This window comes from Bacteroidota bacterium, assembly GCA_016183775.1.
Classification (GTDB): Bacteria; Bacteroidota; Bacteroidia; order JABDFU01; family JABDFU01; genus JABDFU01.
The window spans coordinates 12,274-27,269 of the sequence record JACPDY010000041.1 but is presented as its reverse complement, the minus strand read 5'-3'; the positions used below and the strand labels follow the sequence as shown (position 1 = coordinate 27,269).

General features: G+C 40.2%; 11 protein-coding genes and 1 pseudogene. 8 read left to right on the top strand and 4 right to left on the bottom strand.

The genetic code is table 11. The features are described 5' to 3' along the window. Positions 1–170: 170 nt before the first annotated feature. Positions 171–1,340, top strand: coding sequence for an aminotransferase class V-fold PLP-dependent enzyme (locus HYU69_05570; GenBank protein ID MBI2269811.1), 1,170 nt, complete (start codon positions 171–173; stop codon positions 1,338–1,340). 303 nt (positions 1,341–1,643) lie between these two features. Here HYU69_05570 and HYU69_05565 read toward each other — a convergent pair. Together HYU69_05565 and HYU69_05560 are read right to left on the bottom strand one after the other, a co-directional pair. After that, positions 1,644–3,858, bottom strand: a pseudogene (locus HYU69_05565) (RNA-binding transcriptional accessory protein). A gap of 204 nt (positions 3,859–4,062) precedes the next feature. Next, the gene (locus HYU69_05560; GenBank protein MBI2269810.1) at positions 4,063–5,922 is read right to left on the bottom strand and encodes a T9SS type A sorting domain-containing protein; all 1,860 of its coding nucleotides are present in this window, start codon (positions 5,920–5,922) and stop codon (positions 4,063–4,065) included. A gap of 332 nt (positions 5,923–6,254) precedes the next feature. Between HYU69_05560 and HYU69_05555 the strand changes: the two genes are divergently transcribed. Next, positions 6,255–6,863 (top strand): tetratricopeptide repeat protein, encoded by a 609-nt coding sequence (locus HYU69_05555; GenBank protein MBI2269809.1) that lies wholly within the window; start codon positions 6,255–6,257, stop codon positions 6,861–6,863. A 22-nt stretch (positions 6,864–6,885) separates the two neighbouring features. On the opposite strand, the gene HYU69_05550 is transcribed toward HYU69_05555, so the two are convergent. Together HYU69_05550 and folP are read right to left on the bottom strand one after the other, a co-directional pair. Next, complete coding sequence (locus HYU69_05550) at positions 6,886–7,674, bottom strand: TIGR00159 family protein (GenBank protein MBI2269808.1); 789 nt, start codon at positions 7,672–7,674, stop codon at positions 6,886–6,888. A 55-nt stretch (positions 7,675–7,729) separates the two neighbouring features. Continuing rightward, positions 7,730–8,503 (bottom strand): dihydropteroate synthase, encoded by a 774-nt coding sequence (folP, locus tag HYU69_05545; protein ID MBI2269807.1) that lies wholly within the window; start codon positions 8,501–8,503, stop codon positions 7,730–7,732. An 83-nt stretch (positions 8,504–8,586) separates the two neighbouring features. Between folP and HYU69_05540 the strand changes: the two genes are divergently transcribed. The 6 genes from HYU69_05540 to HYU69_05515 all read left to right on the top strand — a co-directional run. Further along, positions 8,587–9,132 (top strand): DUF1599 domain-containing protein, encoded by a 546-nt coding sequence (locus HYU69_05540; protein MBI2269806.1) that lies wholly within the window; start codon positions 8,587–8,589, stop codon positions 9,130–9,132. A 32-nt stretch (positions 9,133–9,164) separates the two neighbouring features. Continuing rightward, positions 9,165–10,268 carry a DoxX family protein gene (locus HYU69_05535; GenBank protein ID MBI2269805.1) on the top strand — a complete coding sequence of 368 codons (1,104 nt, stop codon included), beginning with the start codon at positions 9,165–9,167 and terminating at the stop codon, positions 10,266–10,268. Continuing rightward, entirely contained in the window at positions 10,268–11,347 is a 1,080-nt protein-coding gene (locus tag HYU69_05530; protein MBI2269804.1) for an ABC transporter permease, read from the top strand. The genes HYU69_05535 and HYU69_05530 overlap by 1 nt, the downstream gene beginning before the upstream one ends. A gap of 37 nt (positions 11,348–11,384) precedes the next feature. Further along, on the top strand, positions 11,385–12,137 hold the full coding sequence (locus HYU69_05525; protein MBI2269803.1) for a triose-phosphate isomerase: 753 nt from the start codon (positions 11,385–11,387) through the stop codon (positions 12,135–12,137). Positions 12,138–12,233: 96 nt separating this feature from the next. Then, complete coding sequence (prmA, locus tag HYU69_05520) at positions 12,234–13,061, top strand: 50S ribosomal protein L11 methyltransferase (protein MBI2269802.1); 828 nt, start codon at positions 12,234–12,236, stop codon at positions 13,059–13,061. A 2-nt stretch (positions 13,062–13,063) separates the two neighbouring features. Next, positions 13,064–14,996 (top strand): hypothetical protein (locus HYU69_05515; protein ID MBI2269801.1); only part of this gene is annotated, 1,933 nt, incomplete at its 3' end.

Below are 14,996 nucleotides of genomic sequence, written 5' to 3'. Positions count from 1 at the left end.
TTCTACCAAGATTCCATCCCTACAGGATTTTAATAGCTCCGTTAGGAGCGAAATCTTGGTAGAAAATTAAAACCCAATGATTCGAAGCCCCATCGGGGCGACATAACATTTATTTTATATGAAATTTAAACAGTCTCTTAATTCGCATAATTAATAAATAGAATTAAAATATGTACTCAAAACTAAAATCGCAGTTTTACATCACACCCGATATTACATTTCTCAATTTCGGTTCTTTTGGGGCTACACCGAAACCTGTTTTCGAGGAATATCAGCGCTTTCAACTGGAACTGGAAAGAGAACCTGTTCAGTTTGTTATGGTAACCGGCCCGGTTTATTTAAAAAGATCGAGAGAAGCTCTTGCGGAGTATATAAACTGCAGTCCGGATGATGTAGTGTTTACCACTAACCCGTCTTATGCTATAAACACAATCGCCAAAAGCTTTCCCTTTAAACCGGGCGATGAGATGTTGGGAACGAACATAGAATATGGAGCATTGGATCGTACCTGGAACTATTACTGTAAAAAAAGCCAGGCAAAATATATTCGTCAGAATATTGATCTGCCAATTGTTTCAAAAGAGCAGGTAATAGAGCAGTTTTTCAAAGGACTAAGTGCAAAAACAAAAGCGATCTACATCTCACAAATAACAAGTGCAACCGGACTCATTCTCCCCGTAAAGGAAATTTGTGAAATTGCAAAAGAGAAAGGTTTGTTGACAATTGTGGATGGGGCTCACGTACCGGGCCATATTCCGTTGGACTTGCAGGCAATAAAGGCCGATATTTTTACGGGCGCTTGTCATAAATGGATGATGGCTCCAAAGGGATGTTCATTCTTATATGTAAAAAAAGAGTATCAGGATATGTTTGATCCCCTGGTGATCTCATGGGGTTATGAAGCCTTGTTTCCCTCATATTCCCAATTCCAGGATTATCATCAGTTTAACGGAACACGGGATTTTTCTGCATTTCTGTCAATCCCTTCCGTTATTAAATTTATGAACGAGAATAATTGGGAAGAGGTTACAAAATACTGTCGTGACCTGGTGAAAAAAAATGCTTTGCGTTTTTGTGATCTCGTTGGTACGGTTCCCATAACCCCCATATCGGATGAGTTTCTCGGACAAATGTTCAGCATTCCTGTAAATTGCAAAGATCCGGAAAAATTACAACGGTTGCTTTTCGAAAAATACAAAATTGAAGTTCCTGTGGCGCGACAGGATGAAAGAACATTTTTACGCTATTCGATCCAGGTATTCAATACACAAGAAGACCTGGATGTGTTGTACAGAGCAATAGAGGATATTCTGAGAACAATGGATCTGATATCCAAATGAATTTTCAAATTTTTGTATCGAAAAGCAAATCACCTCTTATATCAGTTACCTATTGATTTTGAAAGGAGATAATAGGTAAAGGAGATTATTCAATCATGACTTCTATTGGTCAAATAGTTCAATCATTTAAATTAAATGCAATAAATAATTATAGCATGAAAATCGAAAATTTAAGTAATGGACTGTATTGTATTGTTGGCTATAATAAAATCAAATGACCGGGCAAAAGGTTGTGGTCGCGAAGTAATTTTTTAAAAGTTCAATTTCTGAGAAAATGAAATGGTGTGTTTGCAACCTTATCAATCACCTCGCAAATTTTCCCTTTAACGCCGCCAGTGCCGAATTAAAATCATTGGGGTCGTAACTAACTTCAGCTTTTTTAGTTGCCGGTTTTTTTGAAGTTATTATCGTTTCACCTTTCATGGAAAGCGCGATACGTTTCCGGTCGACTTCGTAGGAGGTAACAGTAACCCATACCTGCTGACCGGCTTTTACAATTGTATTAGGATCATCCACAAATGTATCGCTAAGCTGAGAAATATGAATGAGTCCATCCTGGTGTACTCCAATATCCACAAAGGCTCCAAAGTTAGTTACGTTTGTAACAATGCCCGGTAAGCGCATTCCTTCCCGTAGATCTTCAATTGTATGCACACCCTCATCAAAGCTAAATGCCTCGAATGATTTGCGCGGGTCGCGGCCGGGCTTTTCCAATTCGCTCATAATGTCCTTCAAGGTAGGTAGGCCGATTGCCTCGGTAACATACGAATTGAGATTTATTTTTTTGCGAAGTTCTTTGTCATTGATCAGATCGTCGATTTTACATTTCAGATCCTTTGCCATTTTTTCCACAATATGGTAACTCTCCGGGTGCACAGCGCTTTTGTCCAATGGATGAACACCGTCCCTGATGCGCAAAAATCCTGAACATTGCTCAAATACTTTTGCACCCATCCGATCAACTTTTAACAGGTCTTTCCTCGATTTAAACGCGCCGTATTTGTTCCTGTAATCAACAATGTTTTTTGCCAGTGTGTCGCCAATTCCAGAAACGTAAGATAGCAGCTGCTTAGAGGAGGTGTTTAATTCAACACCCACCGCATTCACACAGCTCATCACTACATCATCCAGTTTACGTTTCAATGCTGTTTGATCAACATCATGCTGGTATTGTCCGACGCCGATCGATTTGGGATCCAGCTTCACTAATTCAGCGAGCGGATCAGCTAAGCGCCTCCCAATAGATACCGCGCCGCGGACTGTTAAGTCGTACTCAGGAAATTCTTCGCGTGCCACATCCGATGCCGAATAGATTGATGCTCCAGCTTCACTTACCATGATAACAGGAATTGTTTTAGGAATTTCATCAATGCTTCTGATAAATTGTTCCGTTTCCCTTGAGGCTGTACCGTTCCCGATAGCAATTGCTTCTAATCCATGTTTGGCACAGAAAGCCATGACCACATGTTTTGCCACCGTTGTTTGCCGTTGAGGTTCGTGTGGGTAAATAATGGTTTCTTCCAATAATTTCCCTTGGGCATCAAGCGCAACCACTTTACATCCCGATTTAAATCCCGGATCGATTGCTAACATGGCTTTTTGGCCAAGCGGAGATGCCAGTAAAAGCTCACGCAGGTTGTCGGCGAACACCTGTATCGCCTTTTCATCAGCCAGTTTTTTAGTCATTATGCGCATCTCAACCTCTATACCCGGCTGTAACAAACGTTTGTAGCTATCCTCAATAGCCAGGTTAACCTGGGCAGCACATTCGTTACGGGTTTTTATAAATTGTTTTTTTAACTGGTCAATCGCATTTTCTTCATCAACGGCAATATCCAGATAAAGTATACGTTCATCTTCACCACGCCGCATGGCCAGCATGCGGTGACTCGGGCAGCTCATCAATGGCTCTTCCCATTCAAAGTAGTCTTTAAACTTCTGGCCTTCTTCTTCTTTACCATTTTTTCATCAAGGTTCTCAATCCTTCGCGGGCAATGGCATCTTCACTTATTATCTCAGCAATAATATCTCTCGCGCCTTCTAAAGCATTTTCCGGACTAACTACTTCTTTCTCTTCACTTATAAATTTTGAAGCTTCTTCCGATAAATTAATTGTGGCCTGTTCAAGGATCAATTGTGCCAAAGGTTCCAGCCCTTTTTCCCTGGCCATTGTTGCCTTGGTTCTTTTTTTAGGTTTATAGGGCAAATAAAGATCTTCAAGCGATGCCATCGTTTCAGCATCCAAAATACGTTTCTCTAATGATTCAGTTAATTTGCCCTGACTTTCGATTGATTTTAAGATCACTTCTCTGCGCTTTTCCAATTCACGTAAACGTTCAAATTCGTTTTTTATGGCAAGTACCTGTACTTCATCCAGGCTGCCGGTCATTTCTTTCCGGTAACGGGAGATGAAAGGAACAGTTCCTCCTTCTTCGAGCAACTCAACAGTTGAACTGACTTGTTTTGCAGTAATGCCAAGTGCAGCAGCAATTTTCAGGCAAAGTGATATGTCCGTCATAAATGTTTGGTTATGCACACAAATATAATTTTTGGAAGACTAGGGTTATGGTGTTTTTATTAACAGTTTTAGACTTTTTGCTAATTCAAGGTTGAATACTGCTGTTAATTATAAATAGTTGAAGTTTGAGTTGATAAAATAAAAACTACTGTAGATACAAAAAAGGCAGCGCTTTGGCTGCCTTTCCTTTTTTACATTTTGTGATTACCTCGCAATAATAATTTTACCAGAATATACGTTTGCGCTTGTTGTGATCCTTGCAAAATACACTCCTCGTGAAATATTTTCTGTATTTATTGCTGAGGTACTAACACCCGAATCCTTCATGTCCTTAAGAAGGACTTCTTTTCCAAGTTGATCAACTAATGAAATATTCTGAAGATATTCTCCTCCGGAATTATCAAGTGTTATGTTAATTGTGTTGTCCGCCGGAACAGGGAAGATGTCAATTTCAGTGTTTTTTTGTGGATCGGAAATGCCCGCTGCTGCGCATGGCGCCGGAGTGTAGGGGGTCATGGCGCCTCCATCAGGTAAAGGTCCGGTGCAGGCTGGTATAACAAAGCTTGACGCAGTTATATGATTGCCACCTTCTAATATTTCAGCATGAATTGTACGTGTGTTTTCCCCGTTTGATATAGAGTAGTTCATTATAAAGCCGGGTTTAATGATATGACCCACTTGCATAGCATGTCCTAATTCATGGACAGCAACCGTTTCAAAATCATATTGGTTGTTGCCTGCCAGGGCCGGACCATATTGCCATCCGTACTGGCCAAGTATTGTGGCATTATTTACCGCCATGTCAAATCCAAGTAAATACCAGCGCCTGGTGGAGCCGGTTCCACAAAATAACCTGTAGGTTGTGGCTGTAGAGGCTAAGATATTATTTGCCATTTCCCCGGAGTTGGCAAAACGTATTACATTAATACCATCATCGGCATTCGAGGAAATGCTTGTGTTCGGACCCAGTTTCCAGTTTATTTTTGTTCCGCATGACCATGTATTCATTGCCCGCTGAAATGCAGCTGCGGCGGCAGTATTGGCTGCAAACACCGTATTCATTTGCCAGGTATAACCTCCTGTGCCGTTTATATTCGCCAAAGTTGAAGAAACTGAACCGTCGATACTTTGGGCGTCATACCGTCCCCATTTTATATAAAGGCTGTTTGGGCTGTATGTGCGGGTTCCTCCGATATTAACACTTATCTTGCCTGTGCCTGTATAATAACCTGCACCTGTGCTTGAGTTTCTGTGCGGAACAAGTATTTTAATCTGGGTATCACTCCATAATGTATAATACAGGTCATCAGCTGTTGTAGCCCCGTCATTTATATCTACATCGGATGAACCTCCGTTATTTGCATTTTTGAATCCAACGGCATTGCTTCCCCTGCTTGCACCAAAGCCCGATCCGTTTATTGTCAATTCGGACTGGGAGCCAGCAGAAATTGTTGCGGGTGAAAAGGATGTAATAACAGGCGCTGCCCGGGTCTTCAATTTGCTTGCTGATTTGTGGGAAGCAAGATCGAATTTGTGAAGATCGCGAAATGCAGATCCTATCTTTTCCGTAATACGGTCATAAATAGTTGTTTTAATATCAGCGTATCTGGTGAACATGTCGGAAGCACTTAATTCATCCAGGTCATACCTGATAAATGCGAGCGATAGCGCATTAGGAGAAAGAGAGTTTATCTTGCCTGCCGCATTACTGTTCTTATCATTATTACAAAAAAACATCCCGATTTCTCCAACAGTAATATTAAGGTTAGGCTCAACATTAATCCAAGTGTCATCAACTTCGCCACCTTGTGTGATAATTTCAATGTTTTCTGATGTAACAGCACCCTTAAAAATCTTATACACTTCTATGATATTTGAAGTATAAATGAAATCCCTATTATCGTTCCAATATGAATTGCTGCTGATCACTTTTCCTTCAATGATCACATCCGACCGGTCTATCCTGTTATCAATAGGAACATTAAGTACAGTGCATTGAGCGCTTGCATTTAATGAAGTTGCGATACAAAGAATAGTTCCCCAAAACGTATATGTTTTTTTCATTTTATTTTATTTGAAATTTAGTGTGGTGTATATTCCAAATATAGGGTACATGGAATTTGGACAAAAACCACTTTATATTCAAAATTGTAGTTCATTTGATCTATTGCTGATCAGACCAATACAAAAGTGAACATAATTCAAAAGAGGATGAATAGAAAATTCAATTTCTAAATAGCGAGATCTGTTAATAAGTGTTTATATGATCATGGTGTATTTATTGTCCTGGTATATTAGTCAAGGAGATAGATTTGTTATGGTTTATTTTGGGACCTGACCTTACTTTGGCATTATAGTTGTTAATTTTAGCAAAACCCGATTTTATAGAAATCATTATGAAAGAGAAAATCATATTGTTTATCGCATTGCTGATCTCAGCACCAGTTGCCTATTCTCAAACTTCCGAAGAATTGGTTCACGCGGGCCTTGCCCTCGATAGTTCAGGTAACTATGATAAGGCGATCAAAAAGTATGATAAAGCTATCCAATTGAAACCTCTCTCAGCGGAAGCCTACCGGGCTCGTGCAATGAGCCGTTTAAAAATGAAAGAACTCAAGGACGCGATGAAGGATGTTACCTATGCCATTGAGTTAAAACCCGATTACGCTGAAGCTTTTTTTAGCCGTGCCAGGATAAAAGCCGAGTTGGATGATTATAGAGGCGAAATACAGGATCTTAACAAAGCTATTGAGCTAAAACCTGCTTATTGGGATGCGTATAATCTTAGGGGACTGGTACGTGGTAAATTGGGGGATCACATAGGGGAGATAGACGATTATACCAAGTCAATTACGATTAAGCCCAATGACGGTGAAGCTTACCATAACAGGGGGCACGCTAAATTTATAGTCGGTGATAAAGAAGGAGCGTGTATGGATTTCAGCAAGGCAGGTGAATTCGGCTGTTTCAAATCATACGATGATATAAAGGAGTTGTGTAAGTAAGAAAATAAAGTTGTTTTAATGTTTACCTGAATTTCATTTCTAGGAAATCCCGTAGCTTTTCGGGTGTTAAATTCTCCTTCAGATCACCATCTTGTGACACGGCAATTTCTCCGGTTTGTTCACTTACAACTATTGCAATAGCATCCGAATTTTCTGTGATACCCACTGCTGCGCGGTGGCGCATGCCCAGGTCAGCGGGAAACTCGCTGCTTTCGGTAACGGGGAGTACGCATCGTGCGGCTTTAATAATATTGTCGCTTATAACAATTGCACCATCATGCAACGGGCTGTTCTTATAAAAAATACTTTCAATAAGTTTAACAGATACGCGGGCATCAACCGGCTCGCCTGTGTTTGCGTAAAATTTCAGCTCCGCGTTTTTAGTGATAACAATAATGGCCCCGGTCTTATTCTCGGCCATATTACGGCAAGCCTTAACTATCGATGGGATGTCCAGTTCGAACGAACGCTGTGCCTGCCACCTGAAATCAAAAACACCTTTGGCTACACCTTTAAAACTTGTGGTTCCTATAAACAGCAGGAATCGTCTGATCTCGGGCTGGAACACTACTATCAGCGCGATAAAACCGACATCAATGAATTTTTCGAGAATGCTGCCAAACAGGCGCATCTCCATATATTTAACAATGAGCCATAGCAGGTAAACAAATAAAATACCAATGAAAATATTTACCGCGACTGTTCCTTTCACCAGGTAATACATCCGGTATAGTAGCAATGCCACCAGTAAAATATCAATGATATCTATCAGGCTGAGGTTGATGAATGTGAAGGTTAATACGCTGTGCATATACAATATTAATAAATAGAAATAACTATTGGCAAAACCTGACTGTTAAAAATGATCAAACAAGATATTCCCGGACAAGTTTAATTGTTTCAACGGCTTCTTTTACATCATGCACGCGCAGGATGGAAGCTCCGTTTAAAAGTGCCAGTGTATTCAGCACAGTCGTGCCATTAAGGGCATCTGCAGGCAATGTGCCGAGCACCTTATTAATCATAGACTTACGTGAAAGCCCGGCGAGTACGGGATAACCAAACGATCTGAACTCCTTCAGGTTTTTAAGAAGTGCAAAATTATAATTCAACGTTTTTCCGAATCCGAAACCCGGATCAATAATGATTTGCTGAATCCCTGAACTATTCAGTTGTTGAATTTTTTTCTGAAAAAAAGACTTAACTTCTTCAACAACATTAATATATTGAGGATCTTTTTGCATGGTTTTGGGAGTGCCCTGTATATGCATTAAAATATAGGGGGCTTTTATGTCAGCAACAGTAGCAAACATATTGTTGTCCATTGTCCCTCCGGATATATCGTTGATAATATCCGCTCCCGCCTCAATAGCTTTCCTGGCGATACCGGAACGGAAAGTATCTGCGGAAATTATTACTCTATCATACCTTTTTCGTAAGTTTTTTATAACTGGCAATAATCTTTTGAGTTCTTCATTTTCACTTACCTCCATGGCACCTGGCCGTGTTGAATTTGCTCCTATATCAATAATGGAAGCTCCTTCATCAAGCATCTTTTCAACATGTGCAATTATGCTTTTCTCATTGGCATATCGACCTCCGTCAAAAAAGGAATCGGGGGTGATATTTAAAATGCCCATGACCAGGGGATACTGAAAGCTGAGCGTTTTGCCCGAAAAATTATAAGTATAATTTGTATCTTGTGAGGTCATTTATGTTGATTATGAGTAAAACAATAGCACAATACGAGTCAATTATAAAGATTTGTAAGGACATTTTTACCAAAAAAGCAAAAGATTATGGAACAGCCTGGCGTGTTTTGCGTACCAGTTCCATAACCGACCAGATCTTTATAAAAGCTCAACGTATACGTACCATTGAGGAAAAAGGCAGTCAAAAGGTGGATGAGGGTGTTCGCTCGGAGTACATAGGGATTGTAAATTATTCGGTCATAGGTCTTATGCAGTTGGACCTGAAAAATGATTCCCGCACGGAGATACCTATTGAAGAAGTTAGCACACTTTTTGATAAATACGCGAACCAGGCAAAACACTTAATGCAGGATAAGAACCATGATTATGGAGAAGCGTGGCGGGATATGCGCATCAGTTCTTTAACGGATTTGCTGCTCATGAAAATATTGCGCATCAAACAAATTGAGGATAATAAAGGCAAAACAATCATTTCTGAAGGAATCGATGCAAATTACCTGGATATGATAAACTATGCTGTTTTCGCTTTGATACGTATTGAAGAAGGTATGAATTAATTTAAGTTTGTAGAATTAAAATTAATAATGAGATGAGAATTTTAGCAAACATTTCCCGTGTTTTAGTAGGAGCGCTTTTCATTTTCTCCGGCTTCATTAAAGCCAACGATCCATTGGGTTTTGGTTATAAATTACAGGAATATTTTGAGGTATTCAACATGCACTGGATGGTACCAGTGGCATTATTCCTCGCCATTTTTATCTGCATTTTTGAAGTTGTTGTAGGTTTTGCGTTGTTGATCGGTGCCAGGCTAAAGCTGGTTTTATGGCTGCTCTCGCTGATGATGGTGTTCTTTACATTTTTAACATTTTATTCGGCCTATTACAACAAGGTAACTTCTTGCGGCTGCTTTGGTGATGCAATTCCGTTAACGCCATGGCAGTCTTTCTACAAAGATATCGTGTTGAGTGTACTCACCTTAATATTAATTATTGGTCGTTCACACATCAATCCTTTATTTGGTCCGCGTTTTGAAAACATTGTTCTCGGTATTTTTACTCTTGCCGCCATCGCCTTTCCTTTGTATACGAGCACTCATTTACCTATAATTGATTTTCGTCCGTATAAGATCGGTACCAATCTTTACAAAGCGCTGCACCCTAAGGAAAAATTCTTTTATATGCTGAAGAATAAAAAAACGGGCGAGCAAAAAGAATTTGAAAGCTGGCCTCCTGATTGGGACAAAGAATATGATTATGTGTCGAACAGGACAGAGCCGCTTGATAAGACGATCAAACCTATTACGGGCTTTTCAATTCAGAATGACAGCGGAGAGGAACATGCCGATGAATTTTTAACATTGAGGGGGTATTCGTTTATTTTAGTGGAATATGATCTCGACAGATCGGACAGATCAATCCAGGGTGCGATCAATGATTTTGCGGAATTATGCAAAAAGGATAGCGTATCATTTATAGCGCTTACAGCTTCTGCTCCGGAAAAGATAGCAGCCTTTAAAAAGGAAGTCAATGCTGTATATGATTTCTACAGGAATCCGGATGAGGTTCCTTTAAAAACAATGGTACGTTCCAATCCGGGACTTGTAATGATAAAGGATAGTGTTGTAACTGCGATGTGGCCGCATACCGCGTTTCCATCTTATAATGATGTTAAAGTAAAATATTTTAGCAGGTAGTGGGCAGATTTATCGTCATGCGGATATTTTATGGTGTGCTGGTGTTGTTAGGGACAGCAACGGTGGTTTTCCTGTTGTTCAATGTTTTGCCTGGCGATCCTGCCCGAATGATGCTGGGGCAGCACGCTGACGCTAAATCAATTGAGATCATAAACAAGGACCTGAACCGCGATAAACCTTTATTCATTCAGTATCTTTTGTACATGAATGACCTCTCACCCCTGTCAGTTCATAATGAGAAGAATAAGGAGGCGATGATCTTTCTCCATGATGACAAATACGCTTACACCAAACTTTTTAATGTTGGCCGGGAAAATGTATTGGTCTTGAAGTATCCGTATTTCAGGCGATCGTATCAGAACAAAACCAAGGTAGCCGATATAATAAAAGAAACATTACCCGAAACAGTTGTGCTGGCAGTGGCATCAATACTTGTAGCGTCTTTCATCGGAATTTTTGTAGGTGTTTTTTCCGCAATATATAAGGATACCTGGTTCGACAAGTCATCACTTGTGTTTGCGATCTTGTGGATGTCAGGCCCTTCGTTTTACATTGGTTTGATCCTCGCGTATCTATTCGGACATGTGTTGAGTGAATACACTCAGCTTAATTTTGTCGGGAGTTTATTTGTGGTTGACGATTATGGTAACGGGGAATATCTGGAGTTGAAAAACCTGTTGTTGCCGGCCATCACTCTTGGTTTAAGGCCGCTCGCCATCATTATCCAGCTTACACGAAGCTCAATGCTTGACGTATTATCCCATGATTACATACGCACAGCCTCGGCTAAAGGCCTGGCCTTTTATTCGGTTATGTTCAAGCATGCCTTAAAAAATGCGCTGAGTCCGGTTATGACAGCTATTTCGGGTTCGTTTGCCGCTATGATGGCGGGTTCTGTTTTTGTTGAAGAAGTGTTTAACTGGAAAGGAATTGGCAAAGAAACAGTGTATGCGTTACAAAAACATGATATGCCTGTTGTGATGGGAACAGTATTGGTGATTGCCGCTATTTTTGTAATAATTAATACCCTGGTTGATGTGCTATATGGGATACTTGACCCGAGGGTAAGAGTGAAATAAAATAGAACCTGCTCATTCGCTTTTAACTGATAAGATCATGCCTAAAAAGATTGTTGCCGGTAACTGGAAAATGAATAAGAGCTGCAGCGAGGCGTCGTTGTTGTTTAATGAAATTAAAAACCTGCTTAAAAGTAATCCAGCAAAGGACGTAACTGTTATCGTATTCCCCTCATTTGTTTTTCTCCGCGATCTTGCCGCTCAGTCGGGAGGGATGCTGATTGGCGCGCAGAATTGCGCGAGTGAGGCGTCAGGTGCTTTTACCGGTGAAGTATCGGCAGCGATGATCAGGTCGGCGGGGGCCGAATACGTTATCATTGGTCATTCCGAGCGCCGAACATATTTTGCGGAAACGAATTCTACACTCGCTAAAAAGATAGACATGTGTATTCAAAATAATTTAAAACCTGTTTATTGCATAGGAGAAACATCCGAAGAACGTAAGGCCGGGAAGCATTTTAGTGTTGTTGAACAGCAGTTAAATGAAGGTGTTTTTCATTTATCAGGTGAGCTGTTCCCGAAAATCATTATAGCTTATGAGCCTGTATGGGCCATTGGTACAGGTGTTACCGCTACAGCAGCACAGGCACAGGAGATGCATGCGTTTATCCGCGAAACAGTTAAAAAAAAATATAGCGAGTCCATAGCTGTTAACTGTCCTGTTTTGTATGGAGGCAGCTGCAACCCTACGAACGCTAAAGAATTGTTTGCCTGTCCTGATATCAATGGAGGCCTGATTGGCGGCGCTTCACTTAATGCAGCCGATTTTATTAAGATCATTCACTCTTTTTGATATAGGTCAATTTATATTTTTCAGTTGTTAGAAAGATAATTGCAGCTATCAATATCCGGCAATCGAAAGCTAACAACCCGTCAAATCTGTTTCCTCATGAATTATTTTGAATTATACTGTAAAATAACATTGGCTGAGCAATCGGAGATATTGATAGCGCACCTGGCTGAATTGGGTTTTGAAAGTTTTGCAGATGCCGAAAATGGCTTTAAGGGATACATACAGGTGCCTCTTTATACTAAAGAAACTGAAACCCAAATTGTTGAATTGCAGAAGGGACTATCATTTGACTACACAATAGAGCTTATCGGGAATGAGAACTGGAATCGGGAATGGGAAAAGAATTTTTCACCCATCAATGTCGACGATAAATGTTATGTAAGGGCTTCGTTTCATGAGCCCGTTGAAGGAATTCCGTTTGATATTGTTATAAATCCTAAAATGTCTTTCGGAACGGGTCATCACGAAACAACCTGTTTGATGATTTCCCAACTGTTAAAAACAAAAGTAAAAGGCAGGTCGATTTGTGATATGGGCTGTGGAACTTCCATTTTAGCGATATTGGCTGCAAAGATGTCTGCAGCCAGTATTTTAGCCGTTGATATAGACGAATGGGCCGTTGAAAATTCGCAGGAAAATATAGATACTAACAAAGTGAAGGGCATAGTTGTTAAAAAAGGGGGGGCGCAATTGTTGGCAGGCAAAACATTTCATGTTATTTTAGCCAACATTAATCGAAATATCCTTATTGCTGATATGGATAGGTACGTCCAATCGCTTAAAAAACAGGGTCTTTTGATCATGAGTGGATTTTTTGACATCGATATTCCTTTGATACAAAGTAAGGCGGAATCGTTGGGAATGGTTATTGTAAATAGTTTGCAAAAAAATAAATGGGCAATGCTTTCCTTTTATAAAGGATAAATATGAATAGATATCTGAAACATTTTTCTTTTCTCCTTTCTTTTTTGGTTGGTTTGGTTGTGACTTCACAAGGACAGGTCAGGAGTTTTTCCGACAACCCGGTTGCGTTCATGGAAGAACTTAAAAGTTTTTTTGAAGCGGGGAGTACAGATAAAAGTGATGCCCATAGTTTTTTAAGAAAGTTTGAAACTGAATACTGGTCGATCGGAAAGACACACGAATCGAAGTTCAACGAATCCCAAAAGCAGATGTGTTATGAAGTATGTAATCTTATGCTGAAAAAGCGTTTGCGTCCGCCCGATTTCAGAAGCTATTTAACTTCAATGATGAATTTTGTAGATACCAAACAGTCGGAAAAGAATTTTTTGGCCTGGCAGGATTGCATCAACAAAATACTGAATGGTAAGGCGATCAAAAGTTATACGGAGTACCTGGCGATGAGCGAGAATCTCTTCGCGTATAATGTTTTTTATAAGTCGCCCACATATGAATGGAGTTCAAATACAAATAATTACGAATTTCAGTACGACAGTGTTCCCAAGATCGTTTTTAATTCATTGAACCTGGTTTGTCATAATAATCAGAGTGACAGTGTTTCAATTGTAAATACGAAAGGTGTATATTATCCTTCCACCGGTAAATTTATCGGTAGCGGAGGAACAGTGAACTGGCTGAAGGCAGGTCTTGAGCAAACCATAGTTTATGCCGAATTAAAAAAATATGAAGTTATTGTCAAAACCGGTGGTTATTCAGCCGATTCAGTTGTGTTTTACAATAAAACATACTTCAGCAAGCCATTGATGGGTCTGTTAACAGATAAGGCGCTGGCTGAGGCGGGCGGAGCCTTATCTTATCCCAGATTTGAATCCTACAGCAAACGACTTCAGATAAATGATCTTGCCGAAAGGGTCGATTACGATGGTGGTTTTTCCATGCGCGGTCCTAAATTTATCGGTTCCGGTACAAAGGAGCAGGAAGCTCTTCTCATATTTAAAAGGAGCGATAGACGGTTTTTAGTGGTGTCTTCCAAACAGTTTTTTATCACAAAAGAAAAGTTAGCCTCGGATAATGCATCGATTAAAATATTTTTTGATGCAGATTCTATATACCATCCCGGCCTTTCGTTTAAATATCTTTCAAAAGATAAGCAGGTTTCATTGATCAGGTCGGATGACGGACTGGCGCGAACGGCTTTTCTCAATTCGTACCATGCGCTTGATATGTATTTTGAAGAATTGATCTGGAAGACAGATGAACCGCAGATATTACTCAAAATGTTATTGGGTAATACGCAGGGTGAGGCTGATTTTGAATCGGCCGGTTTTTTTAAGGTAGCCCGTTATGAACAATGGCAGGGGATGGATGGGACAAATCCCCTTGTTGTGATCAAGAATTATGTAAAATCAATTAATGATCAGAGGGAATTTTATGCGGTGGATCTTGCCAGGTATATGCGAGCCACGGCCAATGATCTGCGGCCGTTGCTTGTGCGTTTAGCTGTTATGGGGCTTTTGAATTACGACGCGGAGAGCGATAAACTTCAGGTTAAAGACCGGCTTTTTCAATACATAACGGATAGAGTTGGTAAATCAGACTATGATGTATTGACCTTTCATTCGGTATTGCCAAACGAGGCGAACGGATTGATTAACCTGTTGAATTACGATCTTACGATCAAAGGTGTTTCGGTTATTCTGTTAAGTGATTCACAAAATGTGGTCATTTATCCTTTAGGCAGACAGGTTGTGGTGAAGAAAAATAGGGATTTTACTTTTGCCGGGCGTATACATGCCGGTCGGTTTGACTTTTATGGAAAGCAATTCGCATTCAATTATGACGCGTTTAAGATCGACATCATTGATGCGGACTCACTTCGTATGGCTGTGCAATCACGCGAACCAAATGAACGCGGTGAATTTCCGCTGGTAAAAGTTA